Consider the following 20,129-nt stretch of genomic DNA (forward strand, 5'->3'; position numbering starts at 1 on the left):
ATTATTGGGAATCCCAGATTAAATCATAGATACCGTAAGGGATTTTATTCTTTATTTAAAACTTTGCAACAGAACCGGCAAAATCATCATGGTCGCTACGTTGCCCCAACTCGATGGGAAAAACCAGTCACGAATCCAATTATCAAGGAAAAAGGCAGACAGTAAAATCAAAAGCCCGACTATAGTTAGATAGTCAATTAATTTAGGTATGTTTACTTGTTTCATACACCAACACTCCTTTCTCTTTTCACTATTATTGTACCCTTTTATTAACCAACTTTCAATATATGTATATAAAGAAAGTGTGACAGCGGAATTGAAAAAAGCAGGGGGATGCCCTGCTTTCATGAATTTAGTTATAACCTAGAGCAAGCTTATATTGCTTTTGTGCTTCCGCATAGCTGAATTTGTTGGCATAGTCAAGAATTTTATTAGACAATTGCTGCCTATCTTCTAGAGGTAAACTTGCTAGATTTTTCAAGGCTTTCACAAGATCTTCTACACTATCGAAACCACATTGTTGGTAAATATCCAATTCTTCTAAAACTTGATTATGTCCAAAATCAACCCTGGAAAGTATAGGTATCAAGCCAAGTCCAAGACATTCTACCATTGCGTTAGCAAACATTTCACTAAGAGAACAGGATAGATAAGCACAATATTCTGACCGTGGTATTTGACTACTAGGGACAAAGCCTTTGAAAATCACGTTGTCTGGAATCGTGTGCTGTTCTTTCAATGCTTGAATTGCTTCAACCCGACCTCCGTAAATATGAAGCTCTAAGTCAGGAACTTCTCTCATAGCCTGGATTGCCATAGCCACTCGTTTGTGATCATAAATATTACCAACCAGAAGTAGCTTATTGCTCTTCAAGCCTCTAGGCAGCTGCTGAGCTACTTGAATGGCAATCGGAGGCAGGAACTCTGCTTGAATGCCATCTTTAGCCAGTGGCTCGATAATGTAGGGACTTGCAACAAAAATTTCTTTTCCGAGTTTAATATTGTAGCCTTCGACATTCTTTTGTGAAAAGTAATGGTTATAATGAAGGATAAAGCGATAGGTAATGCCTTGATCTTGACAAAATGTTTCTAGCGTCTGGCTAATAAACTGGTCATTTAAGACTATATCTTGATCAGGAACTATTCTGTCTGACAGAAAGTTCACAAATAGATCGATCATGGTCCATTTTTGACCTTGGTAAAAATAGTAACACTCCTTATCTTCAATTCTCCCTTGTAGGACAATATTGCCATTTTTATCGTAATAACAGAAGCTGTCGTCCGAAAAATTGGTAAAAAACGGCTTTTCAAAAACTGAAGTTACTGCTTTTAATTCTAAATTTTTACTCCGTTCGATGATGGATAAAATATTTCCTTCAGCTGTTAAGTTCAGGTCAAAGTAACCCTCGTCAGTTGTGTACATAGCTGTCGTTGGAGAGAAAATTTGCTTATCCTTCCAAAGGATTTGCTTTTTAGTTAAATCGGCTTCAAAGTCATCTAGTTGATAGGAACGCAGGCAAGTGTCAATATCCGAATAAAGGTGAGGTAAGATAATGACATGATCCAGTTTATAGCCTTGTGCTTGAAGCTGTTCCTTCCAAAATGGCGTTGAATAAGGAGTTCCGAGCAAAAGGTAGTTGGCAATACCCAAGTCATTTAATACGTTTTGTCGAAAAACTTGTGTGGTTTCATAGCCAAACGTTTTGTCCGACATCCAACTTCTCAAGGTATATAGTGTCACATGTGTTCTCCCTTTTGGATATTCTAAGCTTTCACGGTTGTATGTGAAAAGTAGATATTTATCGAATTTGACCGCGGAGCTACAGAGAGACTAACTCGTTTGTAATAGTAAGTTACTACAGTTACGCCTTCCGCAACTGTACCAGTTTCAGCTGTATCAACCCTGGTGAATTCATACGGCACAGGGTTTTCTTCAAGATCAACTGGTTTGGTATAAACATAGTGCTGGACATAATAGACTTGACCATTAGCAATCTCTAGCTCAGGAGTAACAACACCTTCTTGCGTCACTATGTTAGGGATAAGAAGGGCTTGTTGCGCAGTTGAGCTTAAATCCATTGTGACAGCTTCGGATTCAACTAGTTGGGAAGTTGTAGTATCAAAGCCTCTCTCTTTTGCATAGCGGTCGCTTAGGAATTTACCATCCAACTGAGGATCGGTCAGCGGAATATACACATCCAAGGTTTCTGCCGCAACTGTTGCTTTTCCGTTTACAATTGGACTTGTTTGACCTGTCAGGGTATTAAAAGCTTCTAACGGCGCAACCCTCATAGTAGCAATCCGTGAGTTGTTTAAATCCCTATCTGCAGTCGTATCGTATTTAAGATCTGTTGGTTCTGTGGTCACCTTGGTATCTATTATGTTGCCTTTGTAGTCCTTTGTTGTGGTGGTTGTTTCGATTGCTACAACCCCTTCAGCAACAGTTGAACCTGTCAAAATTTCTTGACCAGTACTTTCATCTACATAGCGTGTTATAACTTTACCCTTGATTTCTCGTTGGCTCTCTTCCACTGTATTGGCAGGTTTGACGGATTCTACTGGTAGTACTTCTGGTTCAATTTTTTGGATAATTGGTTTAACTTCTACAACTTTTGGCCTGTAATAATAGGTGATGGTCTGTACTTTTTGATTACTGCTTCCGACTTCTTGCCCTTCTACACGACTGAATTCATATTCAGCTTCAGGTACGATAGCTCTAGATGGTCTTGTATAGGAATAACTATAGTCTGTATAATCCCTCGTACCATATATGGTAGTATTATTACCTGTTCCAATTTCTACAATCGTTTGCGAAGATTCATCAAATCCTTCATTACGAACGTGATCCAGTGTTTCAGCAATATTATCAGGATCCCCTGGGTTACTTGGAGAATAGATACGAACACGGCTAGTCACACTATCTAATAAACCTTGAGCTACATTATTTTCAACAAGGCCAGTTTGCTTGGTCTCAGGGTTAATCCAATGTGTTGCAACAGTCCGCTTCTTAGCAATCTCTACTTCTTTGACAATCTTATCTGCTTCAGTACTGTAGTCAAAGCTAGCAGGAGTACTCGAAATTTGGGTGTCTACAGTATTGCCCAAGGAATCCTTAGTTACCGTCGTCTTCTCAAGGGCAATAACTCCTTCTTTTACAATGGTTTCAGGAAGAATTTCTTGACCTGTCACTTCATCGATATAGCGAGTAATAACTTTACCCTTGATTTCTCGTATTGACTCTTCAGTCGTATTCGGTACCTTGCGATAGATGTAAGTTACATGGTTTTCACCCGGTAAGACCTTACCAGATACCGCTCCATCGACAGAAGAATATTCGTATAATGCACCTTCAAACTCGATTCGATCAGGTCTTAGATTGCTTGCATCGTAGCTTGCATTGGTTTCACGCTTGGTTTTTTCAATATTTGAGATTCCATCGGTAATTGTTTCGGTCCGTTCAGTGAAGCTTACAATCGTGTTTACTAAAACTTTTGATGGTGCAATTGTCACACCAGCCTCATCCACAAAATGCACATTTACTGTACCTGTTTCAAGAAGGGGTTCGAGTTCTTTACGAGTTACAACAGGTTGAGTTACTTTGCGGTAAACATAGGTAACTTCTGTTTCACCTTCCACAACTTTGCCTGTTTCATTGCCCTTGACTGATACATATTCGTATGTTTCACCATTGTATTCCAAGCTAGTCGCTTTAACAGCTGCAGCGTTGTAAGTAGCATCGCTGACTACTTTGTTTTCTTTAGTTTCTTCAACACCGTCAGTTGTCACTTTGGTACGGAAGGTTGTCGAAATAATGGCATTTACCAATTCTTTAGACTCTGCAAGTTTATTGCCAGCCTCATCGACATAATGAACTGTGACCTTACCTGTTTCTTGGATTGGTTCAAGCTCTTCACGAGTTACGACAGGTTGAGTTACTTTACGGTAAACATAGGTAACTACCGTTTCACCTGCCACTACTTTGCCTGTTTCGGTACCTTGAACAGCCACAAACTCGTAGGTTTCACCATTTGACTCCAAACTAGTCGCCTTAACAGCTGCAGCGTTGTAAGTAGCGTCGCTAACTACTTTGTTTTCCTTAATTTCTTCAACACCGTCAGTTGTTACCTTGGTACGGAAGGTTGTCGAAATGATGGCATTTACCAATTCTTTAGAATCTGCAAGTTTATTGCCAGCCTCATCGACATAATGAACTGTTACCTTACCAGTTTCTTGGATTGGATCAAGCTCTTCACGAGTTACGACAGGTTGAGTCACTTTTCGGTAAACATAGGTAACTTCTGTCTCGCCTGCCACAACTTTGCCTGTTTCGCTACCCTTAACAGATACATACTCATAGCTTGCCCCATTAAACAAAATAGTATTGACTTTAAGTGCAGAAGTATCATAGTCAACCTCAGTAGGTACAGTGTTTTCTATGACTTTTTCTACACCATTGATTGTTACTTTAGTACGATAAGTGGTGGAAACAACTGCATTTACTAGCTCTTGGGAATCAGCTATTGTATTCCCCTCCTCATCAACATAGTGAACTGTTACTTTACCTTTAGTCTCCTGTGACTCAGATATCAAATCTGCTGAAGTTAGAGTATTGGGGCTTGTAGGTGTTTCTGCAGGTACAGATGCGATTTCTGGATAGTATCCAATATATTCCCAACAAGGATCTGATTCAAGAGTATGAGTAAAGCGAGAATTAAGTTGAAGGGTTACATTTTCAACCAAGTCAAGGAATGTTCTAGAATTTGCAAGAACTGGACTAGAAACTCCTACCCCTCCTGCAACTAATAGTGCAATCGCAACATGTTTACCAGTTTTACGGTTCTTAAACAATAAGTATCCGCCAAAGGTTAGCAAACCTAATCCTGCTACTGCAATGGTTTTGGATCCGACTAAGCCTGTTTTTGGTAGATTAGATTTCCTAGGTATTCCAGTAACCTTCGAGACAGGTTGATTATTTGGTGTAAGTGGTAAAACAGGAATGTTAGAACCAGGGGTAGGTGGAGTCGTAACGTTCGGTTCAATTGGTTTAGGATCAATAGGAATTACTTGGCAATCTCCAGTTGATTTATATACAGCAACAAAACCAGTAATCCATTCAAAATTCCCAGTCTCTGGATTGATCCATGATAATTGTTCATCAATCATTCCAGATTTAATGTGTGCCTTCTGTTCTTCCGTTAATTCATTGTAATCGACTCTGCTAATCGTAGCATCTATCGTTCGATTGGTTTGAACTGCTTCAGAAATACCTACTTCATTTGCAGAGACTAAAGATGAGCCGGCGAGTACACCAACTGTACCCAATAGAGCTACGCCAAGTCCTTTTACAGCCTTGTGTTTACGAAAACCATACTTATGATTCTTTTCCATGATTTAACCTCCTAATAATAATTGAATCATGATAGCGCTTACATATCGTTATACCATTATACATCAATATTTGCAAATAAAGAATGTATATACAATCGATCCTTCACCTTCTTCAATCATTTAGCTGTATTGAATTTTTGAAAGGAGTAATATAAAAAAAAAAAAAAAAAAGCAGAGATACCCCTGCTTTCCAAATTTATTTCAAAACGAGTGACGCTGCACCGATAACCCCGGCATCATTGCCAAGTGTTGCAAGAGCCAACTTAGTTGATTCCTTAATCGGTGGGAAGACTGTCTCTTCAAAGACCTTGCGAACACCGTCCAAGAGGAAATCGCCTGCAGCTGATACACCACCACCGATGACAATGTAGGCTGGGTTTAGCGTCGCTGCAATGTTGGAGCAAGCTGTTCCTAGATAGCGAGCAAAGTTGCGGTAGACAATCTGAGCTAGGTCATCACCTGTTTTTGCTAAGTCAAAGACATCCTTAGCTGTCACATCTTGACCATCATCAATGAGTTTCTTCAACTCAGAATCGCCAGCATACTGGGCTGCATAACGGCGAGTCAAATTGACAATACCTGTCGCTGAGGCAACCGTCTCCAGGCAACCTGGCTTACCACATGTACACATGATAGGGTCTTCAAAATCAACCGTCAAATGGCCAAGTTCGCCACCTGCACCGCGTGATCCGCGAATCAGATTTCCAGCAGCAACAACACCACCACCGACACCAGTTCCTAGCGTCATGAAGACCACGTCAGGATTATTCTCGCCGGCACCGACCCACTGCTCACCCAGAGCTGCTACGTTGGCATCATTGTCAATAAAGAAAGGCAAACCAAGTGCGGTCTCAAACTGTTCACGGACCAGCTGCAAGGTCTTCCAGTTGAGGTTATAGGCACCAATCACAGTACCAGCTTTGCTATCGACCACGCCAGGAGAACCCATACCAATTCCCAAGAAATCATCCTTGGTCAGATTGTGGCTCTCAAAATGATCTTTGATACTCTCGATAATATCCGGAACGATATGGCTGCCCTCATCCAAAATGTTGGTCTTGATGGACCATTTTTCCTGGATTTCGCCAGCAGTCGTTAAAATAGCCAATTTGACAGATGTACCGCCAAGGTCAATACCGATAATTTTCTTTGACATAATCATTACCTCACTTCATTTTCTCTATTATACCACAATGCAAACCTTTTCGTAAAGCCCTTTCAAACAACTTGTACGGACAATTTATCTAAAAAGATAAAGCAGAACTAGAAATTGAATATGGAGAACAAAGCGCCCAACACTCAGCAACATAGCAGCTATAAAATTAGTTCCTTCCTTGGTCCCATTGAAGAGAAAAAGCGTAGAAATAAAGGTAAAACCAAGGGCAAAACCAATCATCTGGAAGGCATGGTAGCTTTGACTGTAATAATAAAGGGTTACTGCCAGCACAAGCATTGCCAAAAATGTCAAACTCAGCCGCAGCAGGTTCATCTTTTTGGTTTTCAGAAAGCTATAAAGGGCTGAAACCAATGTGACCAGTAGGTAAAGGGCCATGTAGCCTATGATAAGAGTTTTCATCCTAGCCCTCCATCTCACTCAAATACTCAAAGCGCTCGTACTTCTCCAAGAGCTGCTCATTTTTCTGGTCCAGCTCCTTCTGCAGGTCCGACAATTTGGTAAAATCACTGCCACAGGTCAACATTTCCGCCTCAATGGCTTCGATCCGCTCCTCCAAACCAGCAATCTCATCCTCAATGGTTGCCCACTCCTGCTTCTCAAAATAGGACATCCGCTTCTTGTTCTCTCTGACCTTCTCGATTTTCTCCTTTGGTTTTTCCAAAGAAATAGCAGAGCTGGAAGCCAAAAAGGCCTTTTCATCCAGATAGTCCGTGTAGTTTCCAAAGAAGGTCTGGATACCACCGTCTTCAAAAGCAAGGATTTTATTAGCAACCTTGTCCAAGAAATAACGATCGTGGCTGACGGTGATGACAGGACCAGCAAAACCTTGCAAGAAATGCTCCAAGACTGTCAAAGTCGCTATGTCTAAGTCGTTTGTCGGCTCGTCCAGAAGCAAGACATTAGGCCGTTCCAGAAGGATTTTCAGCAGATAGAGCCGCTTTTTCTCCCCACCCGACAATTTTTCAATCAGTGTACCATGGGTATTACGCGGAAAGAGGAACTGCTCCAAAAGTTCAGCAATAGACACCATGCCCGATGTGGTCTTGGCTTCTTCTGCCACTTCCTGCAAGAAATTGATGACCCGCTTGCTCTCGTCTAATCCACGAATATCTTGAGAAAAATAACCGATACGAACCGTTTCTCCGATGTCTACCTTTCCTGCATCAGCCTGCAAGTCGCCTGCAATCAGATTGAGTAGGGTGGATTTGCCCTTACCATTATCACCGACGATGCCGATACGGTCCTTGTTTTGGATTAGCAGGCTAAAATCCTGTAAAATCGGCTTTCCAGGATAAGAAAAGCTGACCTGCTCAAACTGAATAACCTTTTTACCGATTCGGCTGGTTTCAAAATTGATTTCAAGACTTGAGTCATCAATAGCTTGATGAACCTGGTTCTTGAGGTCATGGAAACGATTGATACGGGCTTGTTGCTTGGTGGCACGAGCCTGGGGCTGTCTCCGCATCCAGGTCAACTCCTGCTTATAGAGCTGTTCTTTCTTGTGACGGAGAGCTGCATCCCGCTCGTCCTGCTCCGCTTTTAATCGAACATAGTCCTGGTAATTCCCCTGATACTCGGTCAAACCGGCCTTGTCCAATTCAAAGATGCGTGTTGCAATATTGTCCAAGAAATAGCGGTCATGGGTGATAAAGAGGACAGACTTTTTGGTGTTTTTCAAAAAGGTCGTCAACCACTCAATGGTCTCAATATCCAGGTGGTTGGTCGGCTCATCCAAAAGTAGGAGGTCGTCATTGCCCAGAAGAACCTGAGCCAGCTGTACACGGCGACGCAGGCCGCCAGATAAATCCGCCACCTTGCTGGTCACATCCTGTAATCCTAATTTTGACAGAACCGTCTTGACTTGGCTTTCAATTTCCCAAGCATTGAGGGCATCCATCTCTGCCATGACTTTTTCAAGTTGAGCCTGACTCTTATCGTCATAATTTGCCATGAGCTGCTCGTATTGGCGAATAAGCTGGATTTCTCGCAAATCGGATGACAATACCGTGTCCAGAACGGTCTTGCTCTCATCAAAATCAGGCTCCTGGGTCAGATAGGCCATCTGAAAATCATTCTTACTGGTAAAGGGTGAAATATCTCCATCGAAACCAAGCTTGCCTGAAATCACATCCAAAAGCGTTGTTTTACCAGTGCCATTGACCCCTATAATCCCAATGCGGTCGCCTGGGTGGATGATAAAGGAAATCTTTGAAAAGACGGTCTTGTCGCCGACAGACTTGGTCAAATTTTCAACGATAAAATCACTCATTACTTAAAAACTCCTTTACAAAAGCCATGATGTCCTCTTCTCTGTTGGCCAAATTCCCCTCGACAATCTCATACTCCACTGCATTTAGGACCTGACCCAAGAGAGGACCAGGCTTGACAGCTAGATTCTTCATAATCATGCCACCATTCACAACAATCTCATGTCGTTCATGGATAATCAAGTCCTTATCGAGTTGAGCAATCTCTTCAAAATCAACCGAGAGCCCCAGAGCCTGACGCAGGTTTTCGACCAGTTCAATCATTGTCCTACCGTATTCGTAAGCCATCTGCTTGGTCACTGGTCCTGTCTGGCGGTGCTGATAAATTTCCACCAATTGCACGACCGTCCGTTGAAAGTCATTGCTGGTTTTCCATTTTTTGAGGAAGGACTTGATGTTGTCCACTTTCAGACAGACAAAGAGCATGGCCCAGGCCTGTTCAGAAGTTTCAAAGATGAAATCTGCCTGCAAGCTAGATAGCATTTTCTCCAATTCCTGCCCTTTTCCAGCCAAATCTGGTAAAAAATCAAAGGCTTTAGAATCAATCATAGCCTGCAGCCCCTTGCGCCAATGGGGTGCCGTCAGCAATTTATCAAATTCGATAAAAATGCGTTCCACAGAGATTTTTTCCAAAAGCGGTGCTGTTTCCTGCATGGCCTCAAATGTTTCTTGTTCAATCTCGAAGTTCAGACTAGCCGCAAATCGAAAGCCACGCATGATTCGCAGGGCATCTTCATTGAATCGCTCTGCAGGGATTCCTACTGCTCGCAAACGCTTCTGCTCCAAATCTTCTAGTCCAGAAAACAAGTCGATGACCTGAGCATGTTCATCCAAGGCAAAGGCATTGACTGTAAAATCACGGCGTCTGAGGTCTTCTTCTAGTGAACGGACAAAAGAAACCTGGCTAGGCCGGCGGAAGTCCACGTAATCCTCCTCCGTCCGAAAGGTCGTAATTTCGTACTCCTTATGCCCTTCCAGAACCAAGACCGTTCCATGTTCAATCCCCACATCAATGGTCCGTGGGAAGATTGCTTTGGTCTCCTGCGGATAGCTGGATGTTGCAATGTCCACATCGTGAATGGTTCTTCTCAAAATGGCATCGCGGACCGATCCACCCACAAAATAGGCCTCAAAACCTGCGGCCTTAATTTTCTCTAAAATCGGCAAAGCCTCCTGAAATTCAGAAGGCAGATGTGTTAATTTCATAGTAAATGTTCCAAACCATATACAAGTTGCTGGCGTTTGACAACCTCTTTGATACCGAGATTGACACCGCTCATGAAGGAGACACGGTCATAAGAATCATGACGAATAGTCAATCCTTCTCCCTGGGCACCGAAAATCACTTCTTGGTGGGCCACCAGACCTGGTAAGCGAACAGAATGAATACGGAATCCATCAAATTCTGCACCACGAGCTCCGGTAATCAACTCTTCTTCATCGGCTGCACCCTGTGGCTGCGCCTGACGGACTTGCGAAATCAACTCGGCAGTCTTAATAGCTGTTCCACTTGGAGCATCCTTTTTCTTGTCATGATGCAATTCGATGATTTCCAGATTAGGGAAATACTTAGCAGCCTGTGTTGCGAATTGCATGAGTAAGATAGCCCCGATAGCAAAGTTTGGCGCAATCAAGCCACCCAAGCCTTTTTCAGCCGAAAGTGCAGTCAGTTCGTCGATTTCTTTCGGTGTAAATCCAGTCGTTCCAACTACTGGCGCAAAGCCATTCTCCAAAGCAAAGCGTGTGTTTTCATAGGCAAATTTTGGCGTGGTGAAATCCACCCAGACATCAGCATCTAGCTCTGCAACTTCTTCTTTTGTCTTAAAAACTGGCACGCCATCTACTTCTGTCTCAGTGGCAAATGGGTCTACCAAGGCAGCTAGACTAAGGTCTGCATCTCCCTTGACCATCTCAACCGCTGTTGAGCCCATTTTTCCCTTAAAACCTGCAATAATTACCTTAATTGTCATGTAAACTCCTATTCGATAATGGGCGAAATCCCGAAAGCAATGGCCCCTTCACCCAAATGCGTCCCGATAACGGAACCAAATGACACGATTGGCAACTGACTAGTCACACCAGCCTGCTCCAACTGTTCTTTGAAACTATCTGCCTTTTCTGGGCAGTTGGCATGAATAATAGCCAGCTGGTAATTGCCGTCGGATGTTTTTTCTTGAAGAATTTCCAAGAGACGTTTGACAGCCTTTTTCTCCGTCCGAACTTTCTCGTATACTTCGATTTTCCCTTCATCCGTAAAATACAAAATCGGCTTGATACTAAGAAGGTTGCCGAGAATGGCTGCTGCATTGGACAAGCGACCACCCTTGACCAAATGATCCAGGTCGTCCACCATGATAAAGGCGGACGTTTGGGCAATTTGTTGATCCAGTTTGGCACAGATTTCCTCAAAAGACTGACCAGCTGCTGCCCATTTCAATACATTTTCCACCATCATACCCAGTGGAGCTGACGTGATTTTGCTATCTGGAAAGGCGATTGTCAGCCCCTCAAATTCATCTGCCAGATATTGGATATTTTGGTAAAATCCAGAAATCCCTGATGAGAGAAAGAGACCGACTGCATGCGTGTAGCCGTTGGCTTGCAGGGCTGTCAAAATTTCTTCCAACTCCAAGAGACTGGGTTGGCTGGTTTTTGGCAAATCCTCGGAGGCTGCCATCTTTTGATAAAATTCTTCGGCAGTCAGATTTTGTCCTTCGACAAAGGATTCCTCATCAATGGTGACCGGAATAGGCAAAACAAATACATCTTTGTTTGCAAGCGTCGTCGGCTGCAAGACGGCCGACGAATCCGTAATAACTGCTAATTTCATTTAGAACTCCAAATTGATACCTGGGGCATCGTAGGCTATTTCAGTAACATCGTAGGTCATGCGTTTCAGCATGTCTAAGAGAGGAGATACCAACTCTTTTTTCTCTTCTTCAGTAAATTCGGTTGGTTCATTGATAATGCGACCGTCCACATGGACACCTTGGCTAAAGGCACCAGAAATCACATGATGATTCAAGACAATCATAAAGCGCAAGATAACAACCATGGTTGTCCGCTGTGCTTCTTCGTCCCTATTGACCAATTGAAAATCAACTTTCAAGCCAGTTTTTGGCTCACCATGCTCTTTTTCCCATTCTTTGTTGCGAGCATCAAAGTGATACTGGTTGACAAATTCTTTATCGCGAATGATTTTCATTTTTAAGACTCCTCTTAAACAATAATACTCACATTATACCATAAACCTTGTGAAATAGCTAAAAAACCTTGTCACTTGACAAGGTTTTCAAACTTATTTAGCTTTACGAAGAGCTCCGTAAAGGACACCAGACACAACCGCACCAATCAATACGTAAAGGATGTAAAGTAATGGGTTAGAGGTCAAAGCGATAACGAAGATACCACCGTGTGGCGCCATCAATTGAATGCCTGACAAACCTACCAAGGCACCTGCGAGGGCAGAACCAGCGATAAAGCTTGGGATTGCACGAGCTGGGTCAGCAGCACCGAACGGAATCGCACCTTCAGTGATGAATGACAGACCCATAACAATGTTTGTCAAACCTGAGTTACGCTCTTCTTGCGTGAACTTGTTCTTGAACAAGAGAGTTGCGACAAAGACTGCCAATGGTGGAACCATACCACCAGCCATAACCGCTGCCATGGCAACAGAACCACCGTCTGCAACAGTTGCTGCAAGGGTACCCGTACCGAAGACATAAGCTGCCTTGTTAACTGGACCACCCATATCGACTGCCATCATACCACCGAGGACAAGCCCAAGGAGAATAGCAGAGCTACCTTCAAGACCTGCAAGGAAGTTGTTCATACCAGTGTTGATAGCTGCCATTGGGATGTTGACAAAGAACATTAAGAAACCAGTGATAGCTGTACCCAAAAGTGGCAAGAGCAAGATTGCATTCAAACCTTGGAGTGATTTTGGCATGTTACGCAAAGCGTTACGAAGAACGAGCACTACACCACCAGCAAGGAAACCTCCAACAAGGGCACCCAAGAAACCAGATGATACACCTGCAAGAGCAAGCGTTTCTTCACCACCAGCTGCGTAAGGGATTTTACCAAAAGCAAGACCGCTACTAGCGATTGCACCAGCTACGAAACCTGCAACCAAACCTGGTTTTTCAGCGATTGAGTAAGCAATGTAACCTGCAAGAAGTGGCAACATGAAGCCAAAGGCTGCTCCACCAATCTTCATGAACATCGCTGCGATTTCGTTGTATGACCCCAGGCTACCAAGACTGTCGCTTGGTACACCGAGCAAGTTATCAAACAAGAAAGCAAGGGCAATCAAGATACCGCCACCAATAACGAATGGCAACATTTGAGAAACACCGCTCATCAAGTGTTTATAGAATGCTTTACCAACGCTGAGTTTTTCTGAAGATTCCACAGTAGCTGCTCCTTCTGTCGCTGTATAAGTTGACGCTTTACCGTCCAAGATGATGTTAATCAATTCTTCTGCTTGTTTGATACCAGCTGCGACTGGACGAGATACCAATGGTTTGCCATTGAAACGAGGCATGTCAACAGCCTTATCTGCTGCGATGATAACACCTGCCGCATTCTTAATGTCTTCAGCAGTCAATTTGTTACCAACACCTGATGCACCGTTTGTTTCAACCTTGATGTCAACACCCATCTCAGCAGCCTGCTTCTTAAGAGCTTCTTCTGCCATGTAAGTGTGAGCAATACCTGTTGTACATGCTGTAACAGCAACGATAAATGGACGGTCGCCACTTGGAGCTGCAACCACTTCTTCTGCTGCCTTGTCTGCTGCTTCAGCTGTATCAAAGACTGCAATCACTTCTTCAGGATTTGTTGCCGCACGAATTCTATCAGCAAATCCAGCTTTCATCAAGTATTTAGACAATTCCGCAAGGGCTGCCAAGTGCGTGTCGTTGGCACCTTCTGGAGCTGCAATCATGAAGAACAAATCAGTTGGTTGACCATCAAGACTTGCGTAGTCAACACCCTTGTTTGATTTTGCAAAGAGAACAGTTGCCTCTTTTACAGCCGCATTCTTAGCATGTGGCATTGCAATACCATCGCCAAGACCAGTAGTTGTTTGTGCTTCACGGTTCATGATACCTGTTTTGAATACGTCAAAATCCGTTACATAGCCTTTATCAACCAAACTAGCAATCATTTCATCGATAACTGCTTCCTTGCTTGTTGCTTGCAAATCAAGCAACATGACATCTTTTTTCAAAACGTCTTGAATTTTCATAGAGTTTCTACCTCAACTTTTTCATAAATTTCCTTAATAAATTCGATACTTGCCAAATCATCTGAAAAGGCTGTTGCCGTACCGCAAGCAACTCCCCATTTGAGGGCTTCGATTGGGTCTTGTGAGCAAACGTATTCACCAGTAAATCCTGCCACCATAGAATCTCCAGCTCCGACAGAGTTTTTCACCGTACCCTTGATTGGTTTGGCAAAGTAGGTTGCTGTCGGAGTAACCAACAAAGCCCCATCCCCTGCCATAGAAATGATAACATTCTGAGCTCCCATATCTAAGATTTTCTTAGCGTAGGTCTCGATATCTGCCATGCTATTCAATTCAACATTGAAAATAGCTTCCAATTCATGATTGTTCGGCTTGACCAAGAGTGGGTGGTGAGCAAGTGAATCCAGAAGCGTTTGCCCTTCAAAGTCACAAACTACCTGAGCACCCGCTTTTTTCGCCACAGGAATCAGTCTATTGTAGATTTCATTTCCAAGACTAGCCGGAGCTGAACCAGCAAAGACAACGGTATCATCTTTTGTTAAGCCAGCCAAAACCATTTCTAGTTCTGCCAATTGAATATCTGTCACAATTGGACCCAAACCGTTGATTTCCGTTTCTTGGTCGGCCTTGATTTTCACATTTATGCGGGTATCTTGGTCAACTTGAACAAAATCCGTATCAATACCCTCGGCTATCAAGCCATCCTTGATGAATTGGCCAGTAAAACCACCGAGAAAACCAGTAGCGGTGTTGGAATGTCCCAATCGCTTCAAGATGCGACTGACGTTAATTCCCTTACCACCAGCATACTTATCATCGCTCTCCATACGATTGACACTACCTGTCTCGACATGGTCAAGACGAACGATATAGTCAATGGCTGGGTTGAGCGTAACCGTATATATCATACTTCTATTACCCTCGTTTTTTCTTTGATAATATCAAACACATGGCTGTCGCTGGATTGACAGATAATGGAGGCTTTTTCGACTGCAGCAACCTTGACAAAGGAAAATTGACCAATTTTGGAGGCATCAGCCAGGACAAAACTTTCCTTGGCATTGTCCAAGACTGTCCGTTTTATGGTCGCCTCTTCGATGTCAGGCGTTGTCAAGAAATCCTTGTCAATCCCGTTCATTCCCAAAAAGGCCTTGTCAAAATTAAGTTGTCGCAGTTGTTCTAAAGCCACCGCACCAATTGATGCATCGGTCGAACTTTTGACATTTCCACCAATGATAATGGTTTTAATCTGCTTTTCAACCAGTCGAACGGCGTGATGAATGGAGTTTGTCACGACTGTCAGGTTTTCTTGGTCCAGCAAATCAATCAAAAGCCCTGTCGTGGTGCCTGCATCCAGGAAAATCACATCCCCTGAAACAATCTGCTCTGCTGCTTTTTCAGCAACCTGTCGTTTTTCTTGAACGTTTTTGACAGATTTTTCACGTATGCTTTCTTCCAGTTGCAGATTGGCTGGTGCCTCTGCACCACCGTGGACACGACGAAGTTTTCCTGCTGCCTCTAAATCATCCAAATCCCTACGCACCGTTGATTCTGAAGTATTCAAGATGTCGACCAATTCTTCCAGACGGACAAACTGTTCTTCCTTTATCTTCTCAAGAATCACTTGTTTGCGTTCCGATTTGAGCATGTCACCACCTCCTGAAATCGTTTACAAATTCTATTATATACAAAAATATCTCATTGTCAATCATTTTCTATCAAATTCTTTCAAAAAATATCTAAAAACAGCAGGAAATTTAAATTCCTGCCACTTCTTTTATCATTTTCTTCATTGTATCCATTTCTTCTGGTCGTCCAATAGCCATACGAATGTGATTGGCAAGGACGCCTTGGGAATAATATTTGAAATTCCAGTCTTTGGTAAGGGCGAATTCGTACAATTCCTTGCTCCAAGGCGCAGAAAAGGTCACAAAATTCGCTTGGCTAGGTAAAACACGGCAATCAGGAATAGCCTGCAAGAATTCGATAAACGCAGTGCGTATAGATTTCAGCTCTGCTATTTTTTCAATAACCAAATCCCTATGAGCTAAGGCTAGTGTGCCGATTTTCGCCGTGACATTGGACAAACTATAGGGCGGAATAATCTTGTCCAGCTCAACAATCAGTTGCTCCTGAGCTACCGCAAATCCGAGCCGGATGCCAGCTAGTCCGAAGGCCTTGGACAGGGTGCGCAGGACAATCAGATTGTCATACTGGTTGATTTTCTCTACAAAACTACTGCTGTCCGCAAACTCGATATAGGCCTCATCAATAACGACCAGACCATCGAATTGGGCGATAATTTTCTCGACTTGGACTGAGTCAAATGCGACTGAAGAGGGATTGTTAGGATTGGAAAACATGATCATCTTGGCCTTGACTGATTTGGCATAGGCCAGCAAATCATCCGCCTTGAGGACAAAGGTTTGCTTGTCTTGTGGCAGGTCGTAAGAGACAAACCGACTGCCATGTATCTGATTGTAGACCTCGTACATGAAAAAGTCTGGATTGATGGTCAAAAAGACCTCATCGTGCTTGAGGGCGCCGATAACAATCATGTGTACCAGAAAATCCGACCCGACTCCTGCTGTCACTTGTTGGGGCTGGACACCGAGATAATTGGCATAGATTTCAATCAATTCTGCGTAGCGATTGTCACCGTAAAAAGTCAATTCGCCCGCTTTCAATTGCTCCAAACTTTCCTCCAACAAAAAAGTCCAATCAATCAGGCGGTTTTCATTGTCGCCCAGATTGTGAACTGCCTGTCCCGGTAATTTATAGGGTTCTAAATCTTGTAAATCATCTCTAAATACTGTCATGCTTGCTCCTAAATTTGTTTTGGGTTGATAGGTTTGAAGTCAAGAAAAACATCCTTTGACTCGGATGCTAATAACTATCTCTGCGGTGACCGATGGCGAACACTTCAATGACAATTTCATCATCGTAAATATTTGCCAAAATCCGATAATTTCCTACACGATAACGCCATTCTCCTGACCGATTAGCTGTCAATCCCTTGCCATGCAAGCGTGGGTTGTCGGTATGTGCAATGTTATTATCAATCCAAGTCAAGATTGATTTTCGAGTAAAAGCATCTAATTTCTTCAGTTGTTTTACGGCCTTTGAAGTATAGGTTAACTTATAGGTCATAGCCCAAACTCCGCCATTAACTCCTCATGCGAAATGCGAACTCCGTCATCCTCTGCCATAGCCTGACGAAGAACAGCCAAATCATATTCATCCTCTATCCTCTCCAACATAGCCTGACGTGCAAACTCTGAAATCGTTAGCCCATGCAACTGGATATAGTTCTTAATCAGTTTAGAATCCTCATCGTTAATCCGTAACGTCATAGTAGTCATCACCCGACCTCCTTTATAATACATTGTATTCAAAATAGGATAGAAAGTCAAGAAAAGCATGGCCCTGAGATATTTCATCTATAAAAAGAGTAACCATTCTTAGCTTGTGGGCCACCCAAAATCATTGAAATCTGTCTCCCATTGGTACCTACGCCGTGAAAGGCAATAATCTTAGCAGGGGCTTCTGGATTTCTAAACGTGTCCAAATGCAGGCGATGCCCCTTATAGTCCCACCATTCTTCCGCTGGCTGATAGGTATCTGTAAACTGGTAATCTGCTGGTAACTTCTTCATGATTTCTTTCAAAGTTGTTTGCTTTTGGTATGTCATACTATTTTCCTCTTTTTCGTTTTTATATTTCCCAATTTGTCAAATTAAGCTAGACTTTTTCAATAAACTCAGAAAAACTTGGTAGGGTGTTTGATAATTCAAAGACTTTCTAGGAATTCTATTCCTTTTATCAGCTATAGCTGATAAAAATTGCTGAGAAATGCCAGTAAAGTCCATCTGTTTCGGAAGTCCATTCTGCCGTAATAAGCCATTTGAATGCTCATTGATACCTCGTTGACCGGGACAACCTGGATCGGCAAAGAAAATGTCAATGTCATGTGCATTCGAAATAGACTTCCAATTGGAAAATTCTTTCCCGCAATCAAACAAAAGTAATCGACTTAAAGAGATGACTAGGAACTTGAGAAAGCCATTGATTGATGGCTTCCTCAATATCACTTGCTTTTCGTCCCTTAGTTTTCAGTGTAATGATGGCTTTTGAAAGTCGTTCTACTAAGGTAATGACCCCACTTTTGTGTTTCTCGCCAACAATGGTGTCTCCTTCTAGGTGTCCGAGCTCTGTATGAAAATCAGGATAGAGTTCAACTCTTTCACGTAAATCTCTGCGAAAGGCTTGTTTCCCTCTTTTTTCGCTATGACCATTTGCTTTTCGTTTTCCTTTCCAAGGGAGGTCTTCCTTCTTGAAAACACCACGGTCAGCCAGTCGATAGAGAGTTCTAATAGAACAAGAAATCCTATTTGGATAAGTTTCTTTAATGACATCAAGGCTCCAGCTTTGATCTAAATGAGTTTGAATAAAGTCTTTTTCTGCTTGCGAAAGACTTGTTTTCCTCCGACCACAGCGTTTCTTATTGGCTTTGTAGTGTTCATAATAGTCATAGGCAGAATGCCCATCTTTGAGAAAGTTGATAACATGATAGACGGTCTGCTTTGATCTTCTAAGGACTATCATGATATCTGTAACTTTTATACCTTCTTTGTAGTAAGCCTCTATCATTACGAGTTCATTTGTGGTTCATGGGTATAGGTCATTTATGTTAGTTCCTTTCAGACAAATGTGGTAGTTTATCTGAGCCTAATATAGATGGCTTTTTCTGTCTTGCTTAATTTTACAAATTGGGAAGCATAAACACTTAAAAAGAAAAAAAAGCATTTTGGTGCCTAAAAAACAAAATACCCTACCTCTGCACATGAACATGCAAAAATAGAGTATTATTTTTATTCCACTTCAACAATCCAGCCTGCAGGTGCTTCAACGTTACCGAATTGGATTCCTGTTAATTCTTCATAGAGCTTACGAGTAACAGGTCCTACCTCAGTCTCACTGTAGAAGACATGGAATTTATCGCCATGCTGCACTCCGCCGATTGGAGAGATAACGGCTGCTGTTCCGCAGGCTCCTGCTTCGACAAACTGGTCTAATTCTTCGACAAGGACTTCACGCTCCACAGCCTTCATACCCAGACGATGCTCTGCCAAGTACAAAAGAGAATACTTGGTAATAGAGGGCAAAATTGACGGTGAAATTGGCGTAACAAACTCGTTGTCAGCTGTAATCCCAAAAAAGTTTGCTGAGCCGACTTCTTCAATCTTGGTGTGGGTAGCTGGGTCCAGATAAATCACATCTGAGAAGCCCTGCTTTTTAGCATATTGGCCCGGCAAGAGCGATGCTGCGTAGTTACCACCGACCTTGGCTGCTCCAGTTCCGTTAGGTGCTGCACGGTCATACTTATCTTGGATGAGGAAATTGGTCGGAGCCAAACCGCCTTTGAAATAGTTACCAACTGGCATGGCAAAAACGGTGAAAATGTACTCCTCAGCAGGTTTTACGCCAATGATGTCACCGACACCAATGAGGAGCGGGCGAAGATAGAGGGTGCCACCAGTTCCATAGGGAGGAACGTAGTCTGCGTTGGCTTTGACCACTTCTTTGCAAGCCTTGATGAAGAGCTCCGTCGGAACAGGCTCCATGAGCAAGCGGTCTGCTGTTCGTTGCAGGCGCTCAGCGTTTTGGTCTGGACGAAAGAGCTGGAGTTTTCCCTCCTTGGTGCGATAAGCTTTTAGCCCTTCAAAAGCTTGTTGGCCGTAATGGAGGGCTGGAGAACTTTCTGAAATGTGCAAATTTGCATCATCTGTCAACTCTCCCTCGCTCCATTGGCCATCTTTAAAATGCGCAATAAAACGGTAGGGTAATTTCATATAGGAAAAGCCTAGATTTTCCCAATCAAGATTTACAGTCATAGTGTTCACTCCTTGTTAGAAGCTCGATTTACAGCTCAGCGCCTCTAACGAAGGTTGGTTTTCTACCACTCAGCCTTCATTTTCTTGAGACACTGTCAAAATTCCAGCAAAATTACTGGATACAGCTCCTTATTTTTTACTATTCTACTA

General features: G+C 42.8%; 18 protein-coding genes and 1 pseudogene. All 19 read right to left on the reverse strand.

All coding sequences use genetic code 11. The features are described 5' to 3' along the window. Positions 1–51: 51 nt before the first annotated feature. The gene (locus ACHBIF_RS08960; RefSeq protein WP_394720022.1) at positions 52–225 is read right to left on the reverse strand and encodes a hypothetical protein; all 174 of its coding nucleotides are present in this window, start codon (positions 223–225) and stop codon (positions 52–54) included. A 127-nt stretch (positions 226–352) separates the two neighbouring features. Further along, positions 353–1,741, reverse strand: a complete 1,389-nt coding sequence (locus ACHBIF_RS08965; RefSeq protein ID WP_394720024.1) for a glycosyltransferase — start codon at positions 1,739–1,741, stop codon at positions 353–355. A gap of 23 nt (positions 1,742–1,764) precedes the next feature. Further along, positions 1,765–5,388 carry an LPXTG cell wall anchor domain-containing protein gene (locus tag ACHBIF_RS08970; RefSeq protein ID WP_394720026.1) on the reverse strand — a complete coding sequence of 1,208 codons (3,624 nt, stop codon included), beginning with the start codon at positions 5,386–5,388 and terminating at the stop codon, positions 1,765–1,767. 196 nt (positions 5,389–5,584) lie between these two features. After that, positions 5,585–6,544, reverse strand: coding sequence for an ROK family glucokinase (locus ACHBIF_RS08975; protein WP_105138701.1), 960 nt, complete (start codon positions 6,542–6,544; stop codon positions 5,585–5,587). A gap of 84 nt (positions 6,545–6,628) precedes the next feature. Next, positions 6,629–6,964, reverse strand: a complete 336-nt coding sequence (locus ACHBIF_RS08980; RefSeq protein WP_170243196.1) for a hypothetical protein — start codon at positions 6,962–6,964, stop codon at positions 6,629–6,631. Position 6,965: 1 nt separating this feature from the next. After that, positions 6,966–8,834: an ABC-F family ATP-binding cassette domain-containing protein gene (locus ACHBIF_RS08985; protein WP_394720029.1), complete on the reverse strand. Its 1,869-nt coding sequence runs from the start codon at positions 8,832–8,834 to the stop codon at positions 6,966–6,968. After that, positions 8,827–10,038 (reverse strand): CCA tRNA nucleotidyltransferase, encoded by a 1,212-nt coding sequence (locus tag ACHBIF_RS08990; RefSeq protein ID WP_394720031.1) that lies wholly within the window; start codon positions 10,036–10,038, stop codon positions 8,827–8,829. Before ACHBIF_RS08990 ends, ACHBIF_RS08985 begins: the two co-directional genes overlap by 8 nt. Continuing rightward, the gene (dapB, locus tag ACHBIF_RS08995; RefSeq protein WP_105123278.1) at positions 10,035–10,802 is read right to left on the reverse strand and encodes a 4-hydroxy-tetrahydrodipicolinate reductase; all 768 of its coding nucleotides are present in this window, start codon (positions 10,800–10,802) and stop codon (positions 10,035–10,037) included. The genes ACHBIF_RS08990 and dapB overlap by 4 nt, the downstream gene beginning before the upstream one ends. Before the next feature lie 8 nt (positions 10,803–10,810). After that, complete coding sequence (locus ACHBIF_RS09000) at positions 10,811–11,662, reverse strand: DegV family protein (RefSeq protein ID WP_105111973.1); 852 nt, start codon at positions 11,660–11,662, stop codon at positions 10,811–10,813. Next, positions 11,663–12,037, reverse strand: coding sequence for a DUF1149 family protein (locus ACHBIF_RS09005; protein WP_394720034.1), 375 nt, complete (start codon positions 12,035–12,037; stop codon positions 11,663–11,665). Between the two features lie 93 nt (positions 12,038–12,130). Continuing rightward, positions 12,131–14,086, reverse strand: a complete 1,956-nt coding sequence (locus ACHBIF_RS09010) for a fructose-specific PTS transporter subunit EIIC (RefSeq protein ID WP_105111975.1) — start codon at positions 14,084–14,086, stop codon at positions 12,131–12,133. After that, on the reverse strand, positions 14,083–14,994 hold the full coding sequence (gene pfkB / locus ACHBIF_RS09015; protein ID WP_394720036.1) for a 1-phosphofructokinase: 912 nt from the start codon (positions 14,992–14,994) through the stop codon (positions 14,083–14,085). The genes ACHBIF_RS09010 and pfkB overlap by 4 nt, the downstream gene beginning before the upstream one ends. Next, a complete protein-coding gene (locus ACHBIF_RS09020; protein ID WP_105111977.1) occupies positions 14,991–15,734 on the reverse strand; it encodes a DeoR/GlpR family DNA-binding transcription regulator in 744 nt (247 codons plus the stop codon). The genes pfkB and ACHBIF_RS09020 overlap by 4 nt, the downstream gene beginning before the upstream one ends. Positions 15,735–15,843: 109 nt before the next feature. Next, positions 15,844–16,905 carry an aminotransferase class I/II-fold pyridoxal phosphate-dependent enzyme gene (locus tag ACHBIF_RS09025; protein ID WP_394720039.1) on the reverse strand — a complete coding sequence of 354 codons (1,062 nt, stop codon included), beginning with the start codon at positions 16,903–16,905 and terminating at the stop codon, positions 15,844–15,846. A 67-nt stretch (positions 16,906–16,972) separates the two neighbouring features. After that, positions 16,973–17,236, reverse strand: coding sequence for a type II toxin-antitoxin system RelE/ParE family toxin (locus tag ACHBIF_RS09030; RefSeq protein ID WP_105123274.1), 264 nt, complete (start codon positions 17,234–17,236; stop codon positions 16,973–16,975). Continuing rightward, complete coding sequence (gene relB / locus ACHBIF_RS09035) at positions 17,233–17,448, reverse strand: type II toxin-antitoxin system RelB family antitoxin (protein WP_105111980.1); 216 nt, start codon at positions 17,446–17,448, stop codon at positions 17,233–17,235. The genes ACHBIF_RS09030 and relB overlap by 4 nt, the downstream gene beginning before the upstream one ends. 74 nt (positions 17,449–17,522) lie before the next feature. Continuing rightward, positions 17,523–17,777, reverse strand: a complete 255-nt coding sequence (locus tag ACHBIF_RS09040) for a hypothetical protein (RefSeq protein ID WP_394720042.1) — start codon at positions 17,775–17,777, stop codon at positions 17,523–17,525. A gap of 39 nt (positions 17,778–17,816) precedes the next feature. Beyond that, positions 17,817–18,770: pseudogene (locus ACHBIF_RS09045) on the reverse strand (IS30 family transposase). Positions 18,771–18,956: 186 nt separating this feature from the next. After that, positions 18,957–19,979, reverse strand: a complete 1,023-nt coding sequence (locus tag ACHBIF_RS09050; RefSeq protein ID WP_105123273.1) for a branched-chain amino acid aminotransferase — start codon at positions 19,977–19,979, stop codon at positions 18,957–18,959. Positions 19,980–20,129 lie beyond the last annotated feature (150 nt).

This window comes from Streptococcus sp. A11 (genome assembly GCF_043674225.1).
Classification (GTDB): Bacteria; Bacillota; Bacilli; order Lactobacillales; family Streptococcaceae; genus Streptococcus; species Streptococcus suis_V.